The following is a 12,309-nucleotide window of genomic DNA, read 5'->3' on the forward strand; positions in this document are numbered from 1 at the left end:
GCTTGCTCTTTCGAAATCGTAGCATCACGGCCAGCAATTAAGGTCTCGGGATCATTTAAAATTTCATCGAGATCAATTTGTGCATGTGTGCCTTTTAGAAGAAAGTCAGTTGAAACTCCTAATATATTGCTTAATTTAGTAAGGGTTTTTAAATCAGGTTCAGCCTTACCAATCTCATACTTCCCATATCCTTGTCTCGTAATTCCTAAGAAATCCGCCATCTGTTGCTGGCTATATCCTTTGGAGTTACGGCATTTTTTTAAACGTTCTCCAAACATAGTAGGTTCCTCACTTTATTTGCCTTTGACAATTATTATATAGAAACAATTAGTTTCGTGAACAAAAGGAAACTAAAAGTTTCATAAAAGAGTTGAAAGAAACTATAGGTTTCTTTTATTATTAACAGCGTAGAAACAAACAGTTTACAAAAAGGAGGTGATGATTTGAAAAAGACATCTGCTCTTACTCAATATTTAATTAAAGCTAGAAAAGAACGGAACCTTAGGCAAAAACAAGTTGCTGATCTTTCTAAGGCTGGAATAACCAGTCAATACTATGGTTTGATTGAGAGAGGTGAGAGACAACCATCACCTTCTGTAGCTATGAAACTTGCTCCGGTATTAGGTCTTGATTGGACTATTTTTTTTGAACAGGATGTAAACCACAGGTTGCATAATCAAGATTCTGCTTAAATGGAGGTATTTACATTGAATCGAACTGCTTTAACCCCTCAAGAAGCCGCAGACTTTTTGGGGGTTCACAAGGAAACAATTTATATCATGGTTAGAAATGGTCAGATTCCTCATTTCAAAGTTAGAAAGAAAATTTTCTTTCGTGTTGATTCTCTTAATGAGTGGATCAAACAGCAGGAACAAAACAGCATGAAAGAGTTAGCATAACCGCTTCTAACTAAAGTTTACCAATTGCAAGGAAAAATTTTGGTAGAAAAAGGAGAGGTTTAAAGTGAAATTTGGTAGAGCACCGAAAGCACTAAAAAGCGCCCGTAAAGAGGCGGAACTTACACAACAACAGTTATCTATGGACGATGAATTATTTCTTTCACGTGAATCTGTATCTCATCAGGAATGCGGCCGCCACAAAGTTCAGCCGGAGGTGGCCCAATATTTTGCTGAGAAACATAATGATCCGCGGCCTGCCCTTGAAGCTGCTTCTGATTATACAGGCTGGGGACCTTTAATCTTGGATGGGGAAACAGCTGATTTGCACAGGGTGAACCTTCTTGTTCAATCCAAGATACAAATGACAGAAGCCCTAGATGCCCTACAAAATTCAGTTGAACATATTTCAGTTAATCCCAAAACATTGTCAGATACAAAAATGATTGAAAAATCGATTCAGGAATGTTTAGACGTCATAACAGCTTTAACTCAACTAATCGTTGTTCTCTGTAAGGAATATTCAATTTCATGGGTGAAGATGTGGGGCAAGCATAAAATGAAGCTTTTAACGAGGGGGTTAATCAAAAGTGCTTCTTGAGGACAACGAACAATTTCAAGGCTTTAAGGCTGGAATTATCTTTGAGCGTGAAGGCAAAATGGTTGATTTGGAAGGCGCGATCAAGCTTTCTAACGACAAACTAATTGGTGGATGGGCAGAAGTTTACCGTGAAGACAATCCAGTATTTATAAAATATAAATCATTTTTAAATTAAATACACATTGCGGACAAAAATTTTAGCGGTGGCTATAAATAAAGTGTCCTTTTCTATTTCAAAAAGGAGGTACTTTGTGACTGCAGCAGAGCAACTGTCATTTTTGCCTGAAGTTAATGAAAAAGAAGTTCGGAATATTGTTATTAAAGAACTGAAAACATATAGATCACTAAAAATTCAAGCGGAGAATAGGAAAGAGCAAAAGGAAAAGGGAGTCGTTGGGTTATTCCTCCAGCTGCGGAAAAGCACCGAATATAACGATCTGAAAGTTAAGCAAATTGATAGAGCTTTAGAGAATTGCCTGGATGAACTTCAATTACAGATCGTGAGGATGAAATACCTCTCACCCAAGCAAAGAACAGATACTAATATTTATATGGAGCTTGGCATTAAATCGGATAAATTTTATATGTTAAAGAAGCATGCTATCAACGCTATTGCAACAGCTCTTGGAATAATCTAAGGGCTGTTTTTTTGTGCCCTTAGACGTCAACTCTGTATTAAGATCTACAATTGCGAGTGATCATTAGTAGGATAATAGCCGAGGCTTTTTACACTGGTGTACTTAATTGTTGCGCGTTAAAATTGCAATAAATTGAAAGGGGGGATGGAATAATGAATCTAAATCAAATTGGATTCAAAGGGGTTTAATCATGAAAACGAATGATAAGAAGAAAGAAGTTCAACAAAAGTATAGAGAAGAAATTAAAAAGAAGAAACAAGAGCAAGAAGATGACAAAAATTATTCTAAAGAAGCAATTATTGTTGTAACCATAATTGTGGTGTTTATCTTTTTGATCTACACGCTTCAAGGATTTTAACAAAATGTTCCCTTTCCCCCCCTGTACTTTTTACCTAAATGTGTTTAATATTGGAAATAGGTAATATTTCCAATTAAGAAAAGAGGGAGAGATGATGAATAACTTAAATTGGTGGAAAATACTTTTACTAACCTTTCTTTGTTCCTTGATTTTTTCTGTCGTCTTTGTCACTGTTCAACGGATTGATTTAATTCTCAATCCGCCGGAAGTACCTGTTAAATCGATTGAAAAAATAAAATGATTCATTTGGGGGAAAAGGGAATGAAAAAAATATTCTTTGTTGGTGCAATTGTTGCAGGGTTCTTTGTGTCTAGTGTTGGTATTAATTCTGTAAATGCTGAAGAAATCGACCCGATAGGTGATAAAATTGGTTCAGAAGATGGACGAGCTGATGTATTAGATCCTGTCGTTGCAAAAGATGGTCCGGAAGATGGTATTAACGATCAATCTACAGTACAACCGAAGATTAAAAAGATTTCTGATGATGTAAGCCTATTTTCTGTTTTAGGAGCAGGAGAATGGGATTACTTGGGATCTTCTACGTTTAAAACTCGATCAAAAACATTTTATTCTGGTGGAGGAGATCTTGGGATTCAAATTTCTCAACCATACATTGGCCCTGGAATCTCATGGCAGTATAAACTTGTAGAAGAAGATCCTGTTCCTTTTGATGATACGGTTTCACGTTTTAGTTTATCTAACCAAAAAGGAACATATGAAGTTGTGTTTGATGTTCGTAGTTTTGTAGATGGCGATAATAAGAAAGCAGAATTACACCTTGAGAAACTAACAAATCCGTTAACAAGCGTTTCTACTAAATGGTGGGATTAATGAAAAAGAGCAGGCCTAAGAGTCTGCTCTTTTTATCGTTATTGAATTTTAACTCATATGATACTGAAAAGGAGTGGGATTCAATGGGAGGGTTTTATTTCTTTGGCAGCTCGATTTTGGCGTTTTTACTAGGTCTCAGTTTATTGTCTTTCGGAGTTTAAAAACTTTGGAAGCTTTTTGTTAAAACTAAAAAGTAAGCAGCTTCTTTGGAAACTGTTTTTTGTTTATAGCAGCCATTAGGTTACAAGAAAAAATCGATAAAAAGCCGAGAAAATTGAGGGTTTTTCAATGCTCAATTTGTCATACGATAGAAACAAGAAAACGAACGTAAATAACAGTCCAAAAAGGAGATACCTACGGACGCTGATCTTTTGTACATGGGAATTTGTACAGCTGATTAGTGGCCGTTTTTTTATGGCCAAACCAGGAGACGCACCTTTCCTTTATCAAGTGTGCACTCGGATGTATCGAATGACTATGAAGGTCGTTAGCTTCACAGGAGGAGCGGCTGGAGTCTATGCAGTATTGCGCGCGATAGTCACGGGGAACGCAAGCGGTGAGATCCCGCTTGCAAGGAAAGTCTTTAAACCGGCTCTCCATTTTCTTTGCTTACCTCCTGGGGAAATCGGCGGGCCACAAATTAATAAAAGCGAATAGCGTAAGGCGGTGCTTATTCGGCAAGGAGTAATGAAAGATGAAGATGAGAGACGTTTTATCTGCTGACACGAAATAGCAGCTTAAAAAAGTGTTAAGTCCCTCAACAAAGGCAGATGAACCTTTGACAAGGCAGGATTGGGAAGAAATCATGGGAACGAGACGTGACAACTTCAGACGTGTAGGAGGTAGAATTCGACGAGCATAGTACAAAATAAAGTACCCTTGTTATTCTGTAAAAAAATTGAAGGTGACTACGATATAATAATGGGGGGTGATAGTATGAGGAAGTTTTATAAATCTAAGTATGTAATTGAATATTTAGAGTCAATTGAAATTGAAGGAAAGAAGGTGAAAAAGGTTTATTATGAGAATTTTTCCACTAGAGAAAAATATAAGGAGCAGGTAAGGTCTAATTTGGGTAAAAAAGAGATTGAAGTTTCCATCGGGATTTTAGAAGATTCTATTCATATAAATAAAGACACAAATATTTGGCATACATCTTATTTTGCATTATATGGTGTTATCTTAACTGTTTTTTTTACCGCATTAAATAACTTTACGTCTGGGAGGAGTATGGCCCAAGAAAATTTTATTCTTGTTAGTGTACTATTTTTTATTTTTCTCTTGTTTGCGTTATTCTTACTTTTTAGAGGGATTTATTTTAGTAATGTAAGTAAGAGTTATGGTTATAAACGAATCTTGGAAGAATGTCTTACTGAAATTGAAACAGCTGAACTTGAAAAAACTGAGAAAAAAGCTGCTAATAGAGAATTAGAACCCAAAGCACTCAATATTAGATGAGTGCTTTTTTATTTGGAGGCGAAACAATATGGATATTAGATCTATACCAGTAGAAAAGATTAACCCCGCTCCCTACAATCCTCGGATTGATCTTCAGCCAGGCGATCCCGATTATGAAAGAATAAAAGCATCTATTGAACGGTTCGGTAATGTCGAGCCGCTTGTTTGGAACGAAAGAACAGGAAACCTTGTAGGTGGCCACCAGCGGTTCAAAATACATATGGAGAATAACCCTACAGAGCTTACTGTTTCGGTGGTAAATCTCGATGATAACGAGGAAAAAGCCTTAAATATTGTACTTAACAAAACAGGCGGCGATTGGGATGAGTACAAGCTCGAACAAGTTTTAAGAGAGCTTGAAGAAAATAATTTTGACCTGTCCTTCACCGGCTTTTCAGAAGGCGAACTAGAAAGTATTTTAGAAGATCTGACAGGGCATGCGGGGAACGGCGGGAAGGTTACCGATAATCATGAAATCAATCTTGATGATTACGAAGAGGATCAATTTGAACATACCTGCCCTAAATGTGGATTCTCTTTTAATGAGTAGGTGAGCAATAATGAACAGTTATAGATGGTATCTGTCTGATCTGAAAAATGTTGAGCAGAACGGATTGAAGGTTTTTAGTGCGTTTTCATGTGGTGGCGGTTCCTCCATGGGTTACAAGCTTGCTGGCTATAACCTTCTTGGAAACTGTGAAATTGATCCGCAAATGATGAAAATCTATAGAAAGAATCACAATCCTAAATACTCGTTTTTAATGGATATCAGGAAATTTAACAAGTTGGACGATCTTCCGGAGGAATTATTCAATTTGGATATTTTCGATGGATTCCCTCCATGCAGTGTATTTTCAATGGCAGGTGATCGAGAGGATGCTTGGGGAAAAGAAAAATCTTTCAGAGAGGGCCAGGCCAAACAGTCACTTGATGATTTGTTTTTTGAGTATTTGAATGCAGTTGAAAAATTGAGACCTAAAATCTTTGTAGCTGAAAATGTGAAAGGCATGATCATTGGCAAAGCAAAAGGGTATGTGAAGCTTGTAATAGAAAGAGCGAAAGAAATCGGCTATGACGTTCAGGTGTTTTTGTTGAATGCTGCCACAATGGGAGTCCCGCAAAGAAGAGAGCGGGTCTTTTTTATTGGACGAAGGAAAGATCTGAACTTACCTCAGTTAAAGCTCTCGTTTAATGAGCGGCCTATCCCTTATAAAGAGTTTAGGAGCGGGCGTGGATCCAGATTGAAAGAGACATCAAAATTGTATCGGAGATGGGTGAAGAGAAAACCATCAGATAGCAACATAGGTGATATAACGAAAAGGACAGAGGGGAAAGAATCTAATTTCAATACGATTTTAGTGAAAAACAGTCTTGTGCCGCCTACACTTGCCAGTGGTTCTGTCTTTGTCAGATATGACGAGCCTTATTATATCTCTGAACGAGACATTATTTTGATGCAATCATTTCCTCTCGATTATGACTTTATGGACGCTTCAGTGCAGTATGTTTGTGGTATGAGTGTCCCGCCTATCATGATGAAGAGAATAGCGGAACAAATAAAGACCCAATGTTTTTCTTAATGTCTAAATACTAGGTGGCAATTTGTTTAATTAAGTATTAAATTAAAGTAAACAAATTTCACAAGGGTGGTAGAGGTATGGCAAAAGAAAATAGAGGATTAGGTAAGGCTGCTTTAGAAGTAGCAGTAGAGGCTTTTGGTAGTAGCATAGGTGCTACCATACCGTTAAATTTTGTTAATCATGTTGCGGAGCGTCTTAATAAGATTAATCAATCCTCTGAAAATTTGGAGCAACTAGAATCAGAGGTTGCGAGGCAAGAGATAATTTCTGAAGCACAAGCTAAGGTATTTCAAGAGGTCGCTATAGCAGATAGAATCATGCGTGCTAACGAAGTAGAAATTGAGGAATATTATGATACACAGGGTGATGGAGCAGCAGGAGTTCAATATAAGGAATCAAATTTGAATATAGGACTTTCTGGGTCCGGTCGTAGGATTAGTAAAAGAGTATATCGCTTTAAAGGTTTCCAAGAGACGGAACTGCGACCAGATGAACAGCAATCAGAAGAATTAAAGTCAGAAGAGAAAGAAGAGAAGCAACAAACAGAGGAATAATTAGAACAAACCGTCTTTATCCATAAGGCGGTTTTTTTAAATGAGAAAAGAGGGTGCTGCTAACACCCTCCTCTTTCAAAACAGAGAAAAACTCCCTGTCAAAGAGCGTGATCAAGACGCGGCCGCGTTGTGGGAAAACATCACGTTCTCATCTCATATTGTAATGGAGGACAGGGAGGATGGCAATAGAAAATAGAAACATATGTTCCCTTTCTGGTGATGAAAAAGAGAATCTCCTTCTCCTGCATAGTGCCGAGTTGTTAGAGAACATCAGTCAATCAAAAGAGAAATACCGAAAAATCATTCAAGCAGGTATTGCCCAGTGGGTTAAAGACTTCCAAAGTGGCCATATCAAGGTGAATACTGTGGACGATTTGAAAAAGCTCATAGAGCTTGATATAGAGCTTCAGAAAGATGAAGATTTGTACTAATTAATCACATAGCAAAACGCCATAAAAGCTTCTTATGGCGTCTGCAGTTTACAGGGAGGTGATTCAAAAGGCTTTGGATTTACTCTAAGATTAGTAAAGGAATGTAGCACCAACAATGATCAACAGGATGAATAAGACTACGATCAATACGAAGCTGCTTCCGTATCCGCCGCCAGAGTATCCACCAGAATATCCGCTGTAGAATCCCATGATATCGCCTCCTTTAGTAGAGATAGTATAAGGTATGCCAAACAATAACTTTCGACATAGATGTAAGTCTAAATAAGAAAAAATGAATATTTTGTCTAAAGGTGTAACAGCAGACACATCAGAAAAATTTATATAAAACAAACACAAACTTAATTATGAGGTCCGGAGGTGGGTGAGATGTAATGCCGAGACCACGAGATCCTAAACGAGATGAAGCCTTCCGTCTGTGGGAAGAAAGCGGCGGAACCCGTGTTCCACGTTCACCAACTGATACTCGATCCTCCGCGGTCCGTGGGGGCTTGAACGATGGGAAAAGATTTTGAACGTACCGCGGGAATCAGGTGACACCGATGAGATCCGCCGATTGCGCTGAGTCCGCCTTAATTAATTCCTTAGTTTCCGTAAATTCACTGAGTTCTTCGATGATATGCAACACATGTCTGAACTCATAGAAACCTTGGAGAATATGAAGCCGGCTCACTTGGCATATACCTTGCGAGCCGCTTTAAATGAACCGCTTCAGATAATAGATACTGTCATTCTGAATAACAGAAGATATCGAAAAGTAAGCGAGCTGAAGGCGAATTGGCAGGGATGGAAGAAGCTTGAGACAGAAATAGCATCACAAGAGAAAGCTGATAAGGCTCTTTCAGATGCAAAAGCCTATGTTCAAGAAAACTTTACTAATCAAAAACTGACCGTTCTTACAGGAACAAACGCAATTCAGGATTTTGTACCCTATAAGAATAAAAAGGACGCTTAAAGCTAAAAACCTGCCCTCAGTGAACAAACTGGGGGTATTTTTTTATGCAAAAAAAGAAAGCCTATTAAATCAGGCTTTTGCGAGTTTTCTAGTTAACATACTGTGAATTCTTAAAAAGTGTTATCTGAAAAAGTTTTTTATAGCCTCTAAACGTATGTTATGACCACATTCTTCACAAGTATATTTTCCATTCATGTTTTCTTTAACTTGCTTATATTTCAATGTGCCTTCATATACTCTAAATTTTTTCCTGCAACTTATACAAATTACTTCGTAATAAAAAATCACAAATCCCTCCTTTTCTTAAAATTAATATATACAACAAAGGACTTAATTTTAATTTTTATTTGAACTTTGGGCGAACTATTCAAGATGCAATGAAGCATCACTAAAAAGGCCCTGTCTCTTAATGAGGGGGCCTTTTTGTTTTTATCTCCATCTCCAGTTTATTTCGTTATCTTCTTCGTAGATTCCTGGTAAAGAAATCCCTACTTTTTTTTGCTCATCATCGATGATAAACCAATTATCATCATCTAGTAGAGCATCATCAAACTTCTCAATTGCAGAGGGATCATCTTCATCCACCACTGCTCTGAAAAAATCTTTGAATTTTTCCATATTCTCATTAGGTTTGATTTTTCCATAAGCCCAAGGCCCTTCTATTGTTGCTCCATCTATTTCACCTAAGCATTCATTTTGATAATAAAGAAACATACTCCTCACTCCTTAGGAAACATTTTGAAGTATTCTTTTGGTATCTCACCTTTAACAAAATACTCCGTATCTCTACTAGTCCATTTTAGAGCTTTTTTCTTCCAATTTTCTGTTTGTCTCGTGTCATTTTTAATAAGTCTCTCAATTTGTTTTGGATTCAGGATAGCAACTCCTTTTAGTTCTCCAGAACGTATGGCTTTTCGTAGAGCTGATATATTTAATTCAATAGTATATTCCCCGTAACCTTTTGCTATCTTTTTGTTAATTGTAAAACTGGTATATGGACTATTGGATTTTCCACCTTTCCTATACCCTCCTAAAATATGTTCCGTAACAGTTACCTGACGGCCTTGATACATTCCACTTTTGTTTGCGGGGACAAGGTTCCCGGTCTCAGGTGAAATATGAGATTTACCGATACCATTTGGTCTTTTTGTTGCATAAGGGAAATCTTCTCCTCTGAATAAGTTGGAAGGATTACCTGCACCAGAATTTATTTTTAATGCTTTACCTGCACCAATCATTCCTATTGGAGCAATTGAGGCAAGCGCACTGTTTAAGCTGTTTTCACGTCTCTCCTCGGAAATTTTATTCCCAAACATATCGCGGCCAGTTATTGCTTCACTAAAACCATTCGCTGACGCAAGACCGTAGAGTCCTTTACTGGAGTTTTGAAGGGCAGGGAATGTCTTAGAAGTTTTATAGATATCAAGCGCTTTGTCTGCCCTATAGATGGCTTTGCTCGTTGAGTAAACAGCCTTTCCGCCTTTGGCTAATTTCCCGGTCCAGCCAACTATAGGGATGTATCCTGCCGCAGCCATTGCGCCAGCTGCCACCCGTTGCCCATCAGTTAATTTTTCACCGGTGACTGGATCGACACCATCAGCAGCTCTCTTATAATCATAATATCCGGAGACTTCCCCCGTAAAATTACAAACGAAATCCCAAGTCTTTTCATACCATGGCCTATTTGCGAGTTCTTCCTGTTCTTTCGCAATTCTTCTTTGTTCGGCCTGCTGATCTTTGAAGGAAATATAATCAGTAGATTGTTTTTTTACATCCTCGGTCATCTTATGAATTTCACTGTCCCTATAAGCTTTTGCATTATAGTAAATAGGGGAGGCGCTTTTGCCTTTTGATGTAGCGTTCATGAGTGCTTGGTAATCAGCTTGAATCAATTGTTCATTTGCTTCTGAGAGCGCATATTCAGATGTTAAATTTTCATCGATATCATAAATTTTTTTGATAGTCTTGGTACGTTTGTTGTCGGTTGAAGAGAGTTCGTCTTTAAAAGTTTCTGTGGAGAATAAATCTAGCGGTAGTATGTCGTTGATGTCATTTAGAATGTCCTTCATTGCTTTTTTCTGTTCTGACATGATGGATTTTGATTTAGTATAAGCGTTTGCCAGCTCGTGCTCTAAAAAAGATTCTTCTATGTAGGCATCCGATAAGCTTGCGTCTTCCAGAATGCCAGTAACACTCGTGAGAAATGCGATTTTCATGTCAATCAAATCAATCCACTGGTCAGCGATCCCTGCTTGATCTTCATAAAATGCCTTTATGTTATTGGCACCCTTACCTGAAAACTCACTGTCATCAAGATCAGCCACTGATTTGAAGGCTTTCTTTAATTTGACCATTTGACTCCTTGTATCTTTGTATTCCTTTGCACGGTTTTCAGCTTCAGAAAGCAATGATTTAGCTTCAAATACCTTCATGATCATATCCTTTCATTTAAAAAGCTTCAACGAAATTTTACCATAAGAAAAAGTAGAAGCAGAATGTAATGTCATTTTAAAAAAGCGAAATGATCAATTTGATGTGTGTCATTTAACCTATTATTTGAATCAGATTATCATCGATATTTATAATCTCAAATCAGCATTTGCCTAGGTTCAATTGTTATGTTTCATCATATGTTATGTGTAATAAACCCAAAAATTCCAATGGAGGAGTGCTATTTATGTACTACAATCAGGTTCCTATGCTAACTCATTGGAGGCATATGCATGATTGGGAGTCTTTTGTTGATGCACAAGTGACTCGGCAGGAAGCGGATATGACAGGAATCTGGCGAGGCAACGATGGAGGCGTGTACTACATCCGGCATGATGACCCCCATGTCTGGTGGGCAGGCTTCAGCGACAACGGTAGGGGGCAACACTGGACACACGTGTTTCATGGAATGCGGATGTTTGATGAAACTGGATCAGAGGTGATCTCTGGAAATTGGGCCGATGTACCGCGTGGAACGAACAGGGGCAGTGGCACCTTAGTCGTCGCCCGTAGTGGAGACCGGTTGACTAAGGTATCCGGTGGAATTGGCGCGACTACATGGCAACGAATTCGGTATTAAATGTAGTGGACTTATGCTGTAACGAATAAAAATTCCAATAGAGGAGAGCTACTTATGTACTACAATCAGGTACCTATATTAACTCATTGGAGGCAACCTGCGTACGATTTGACAGGAACCTGGCGAGGCGACGATGGAGGCATTTACTACATCCGCCATCTCGATAACAATAAGGTCTGGTGGGTAGGATTAAGCGACAACGGCAGTGGTCATAATTGGACCAATGTGTTAGAAGGGGAAGTGAGTTACGATTGGAGTGGAGCGGTGGAATTGAGCGGACATTGGTATGATGTACCGCGTGGAACGAACAGGGGCAGCGGCATCTTGGGCTTTTCGGTACGATTGGGCGATCTCGTCAAAACATACCAAAGCAGTGGATTCAGCGCTAATAGATTGAGGAAAATATCATAGTTGTTTGGGGCACCTGAAAACGGGTGCTTTTTACGTTTAAGCTAATGGGTCGATAGTAGAACTGAGGTTGCTCTTAGGAAACCGTATTGTAGTATTAACATTAACTTATAAATGTTCTAAATCAAATTAAAAGAATAAACAAGAAATGATAGTAATAACCTTAAACATACTTCACAGTTGCACGGATATCCTCTTCATTCTTTCCTGTCTTCTTTTTCAAATCATTCAAAACGATTCTTTCCATTAAAGTAGAACATAATATAAAACGCCAGGGTTCCTCTGGCGCCTAAACGGGAAAGCTTATAATTTTTTAAGTGGATATCGTTTGAATGTTATGCTCTTCAAAAATTCGTTTTGCTACAAAGGTTGCATTCAGCACTCTTAGAAAGCCGGTATAAGGCGTACAGTGAAATATTGATTCAACTATCTCACCTGGTGAAAGCCCAACATTGAGTGCTGCATATATATGAACATGTAGTTGTGGTTCACAGCCACCTTGTGTAGTGAG

At 38.2% G+C, this 12,309-nt stretch carries 20 protein-coding genes and 2 pseudogenes; 17 read left to right on the forward strand and 5 right to left on the reverse strand.

Features of this window, described 5'->3' with window-relative positions:
- On the reverse strand, positions 1 to 278 hold a 278-nt coding region (locus tag RAC86_RS27140; protein ID WP_377886215.1), incomplete at its 3' end, for a helix-turn-helix domain-containing protein.
- Positions 279 to 443: 165 nt separating this feature from the next.
- Between RAC86_RS27140 and RAC86_RS27145 the strand changes: the two genes are divergently transcribed.
- The 13 genes from RAC86_RS27145 (at position 444) to RAC86_RS27205 (ending at position 7,347) form a co-directional block, all read left to right on the forward strand.
- Positions 444 to 692: a helix-turn-helix transcriptional regulator gene (locus RAC86_RS27145; protein ID WP_377886217.1), complete on the forward strand. Its 249-nt coding sequence runs from the start codon at positions 444 to 446 to the stop codon at positions 690 to 692.
- Between the two features lie 15 nt (positions 693 to 707).
- Positions 708 to 899 (forward strand): helix-turn-helix domain-containing protein, encoded by a 192-nt coding sequence (locus tag RAC86_RS27150; RefSeq protein WP_086352700.1) that lies wholly within the window; start codon positions 708 to 710, stop codon positions 897 to 899.
- Positions 900 to 963: 64 nt separating this feature from the next.
- On the forward strand, positions 964 to 1,497 hold the full coding sequence (locus RAC86_RS27155; RefSeq protein WP_377886218.1) for an XRE family transcriptional regulator: 534 nt from the start codon (positions 964 to 966) through the stop codon (positions 1,495 to 1,497).
- Positions 1,487 to 1,672, forward strand: a complete 186-nt coding sequence (locus tag RAC86_RS27160) for a recombinase family protein (protein ID WP_033885259.1) — start codon at positions 1,487 to 1,489, stop codon at positions 1,670 to 1,672. The genes RAC86_RS27155 and RAC86_RS27160 overlap by 11 nt, the downstream gene beginning before the upstream one ends.
- 76 nt (positions 1,673 to 1,748) lie before the next feature.
- Complete coding sequence (locus tag RAC86_RS27165; RefSeq protein WP_377886219.1) at positions 1,749 to 2,135, forward strand: ArpU family phage packaging/lysis transcriptional regulator; 387 nt, start codon at positions 1,749 to 1,751, stop codon at positions 2,133 to 2,135.
- A 190-nt stretch (positions 2,136 to 2,325) separates the two neighbouring features.
- Complete coding sequence (locus RAC86_RS27170; protein ID WP_326132490.1) at positions 2,326 to 2,493, forward strand: hypothetical protein; 168 nt, start codon at positions 2,326 to 2,328, stop codon at positions 2,491 to 2,493.
- 261 nt (positions 2,494 to 2,754) lie between these two features.
- A complete protein-coding gene (locus RAC86_RS27175; RefSeq protein WP_326132491.1) occupies positions 2,755 to 3,324 on the forward strand; it encodes a hypothetical protein in 570 nt (189 codons plus the stop codon).
- 936 nt (positions 3,325 to 4,260) lie between these two features.
- Positions 4,261 to 4,782, forward strand: coding sequence for a hypothetical protein (locus RAC86_RS27180; protein ID WP_116316732.1), 522 nt, complete (start codon positions 4,261 to 4,263; stop codon positions 4,780 to 4,782).
- A gap of 28 nt (positions 4,783 to 4,810) precedes the next feature.
- A complete protein-coding gene (locus RAC86_RS27185; RefSeq protein WP_029318124.1) occupies positions 4,811 to 5,332 on the forward strand; it encodes a ParB N-terminal domain-containing protein in 522 nt (173 codons plus the stop codon).
- Positions 5,333 to 5,342: 10 nt separating this feature from the next.
- Positions 5,343 to 6,362, forward strand: a complete 1,020-nt coding sequence (locus RAC86_RS27190) for a DNA cytosine methyltransferase (protein ID WP_029318125.1) — start codon at positions 5,343 to 5,345, stop codon at positions 6,360 to 6,362.
- Positions 6,363 to 6,439: 77 nt separating this feature from the next.
- Entirely contained in the window at positions 6,440 to 6,916 is a 477-nt protein-coding gene (locus RAC86_RS27195; protein ID WP_029318126.1) for a hypothetical protein, read from the forward strand.
- A gap of 40 nt (positions 6,917 to 6,956) precedes the next feature.
- Positions 6,957 to 7,112, forward strand: a complete 156-nt coding sequence (locus RAC86_RS27200) for a hypothetical protein (RefSeq protein ID WP_377886220.1) — start codon at positions 6,957 to 6,959, stop codon at positions 7,110 to 7,112.
- Entirely contained in the window at positions 7,096 to 7,347 is a 252-nt protein-coding gene (locus RAC86_RS27205) for a hypothetical protein (protein ID WP_029318127.1), read from the forward strand. Before RAC86_RS27200 ends, RAC86_RS27205 begins: the two co-directional genes overlap by 17 nt.
- 90 nt (positions 7,348 to 7,437) lie before the next feature.
- On the opposite strand, the gene yosA is transcribed toward RAC86_RS27205, so the two are convergent.
- Positions 7,438 to 7,557 carry a YhzE/YjcZ family sporulation protein YosA gene (gene yosA / locus RAC86_RS27210; protein ID WP_004399362.1) on the reverse strand — a complete coding sequence of 40 codons (120 nt, stop codon included), beginning with the start codon at positions 7,555 to 7,557 and terminating at the stop codon, positions 7,438 to 7,440.
- A 182-nt stretch (positions 7,558 to 7,739) separates the two neighbouring features.
- On the opposite strand from yosA, the gene RAC86_RS27215 reads away from it, so the two are divergent.
- The 3 genes and pseudogenes from RAC86_RS27215 to RAC86_RS27225 all read left to right on the forward strand — a co-directional run.
- Positions 7,740 to 7,880 (forward strand): phage terminase small subunit-related protein, encoded by a 141-nt coding sequence (locus RAC86_RS27215; protein WP_377886221.1) that lies wholly within the window; start codon positions 7,740 to 7,742, stop codon positions 7,878 to 7,880.
- Positions 7,850 to 8,146: pseudogene (locus RAC86_RS27220) on the forward strand (YmfQ family protein); the annotation flags it as partial. The gene RAC86_RS27215 and the pseudogene RAC86_RS27220, both read left to right, overlap by 31 nt.
- 33 nt (positions 8,147 to 8,179) lie before the next feature.
- Positions 8,180 to 8,287 (forward strand): annotated as a pseudogene (locus tag RAC86_RS27225) (hypothetical protein); the annotation flags it as partial.
- Between the two features lie 462 nt (positions 8,288 to 8,749).
- On the opposite strand, the gene RAC86_RS27230 reads toward RAC86_RS27225, so the two are convergent.
- Both RAC86_RS27230 and RAC86_RS27235 read right to left on the reverse strand, forming a co-directional pair.
- Positions 8,750 to 9,034: a hypothetical protein gene (locus tag RAC86_RS27230; protein ID WP_033885405.1), complete on the reverse strand. Its 285-nt coding sequence runs from the start codon at positions 9,032 to 9,034 to the stop codon at positions 8,750 to 8,752.
- A 5-nt stretch (positions 9,035 to 9,039) separates the two neighbouring features.
- Complete coding sequence (locus tag RAC86_RS27235; RefSeq protein WP_264099891.1) at positions 9,040 to 10,752, reverse strand: ribonuclease YeeF family protein; 1,713 nt, start codon at positions 10,750 to 10,752, stop codon at positions 9,040 to 9,042.
- 692 nt (positions 10,753 to 11,444) lie between these two features.
- Between RAC86_RS27235 and RAC86_RS27240 the strand changes: the two genes are divergently transcribed.
- The gene (locus RAC86_RS27240) at positions 11,445 to 11,801 is read left to right on the forward strand and encodes a hypothetical protein (protein WP_029318131.1); all 357 of its coding nucleotides are present in this window, start codon (positions 11,445 to 11,447) and stop codon (positions 11,799 to 11,801) included.
- 310 nt (positions 11,802 to 12,111) lie between these two features.
- Here RAC86_RS27240 and RAC86_RS27245 read toward each other — a convergent pair.
- Positions 12,112 to 12,309 (reverse strand): carboxymuconolactone decarboxylase family protein (locus tag RAC86_RS27245; RefSeq protein ID WP_377886222.1); only part of this gene is annotated, 198 nt, incomplete at its 5' end.

It is taken from the genome of Bacillus sp. LR_5 (genome assembly GCF_042709275.1).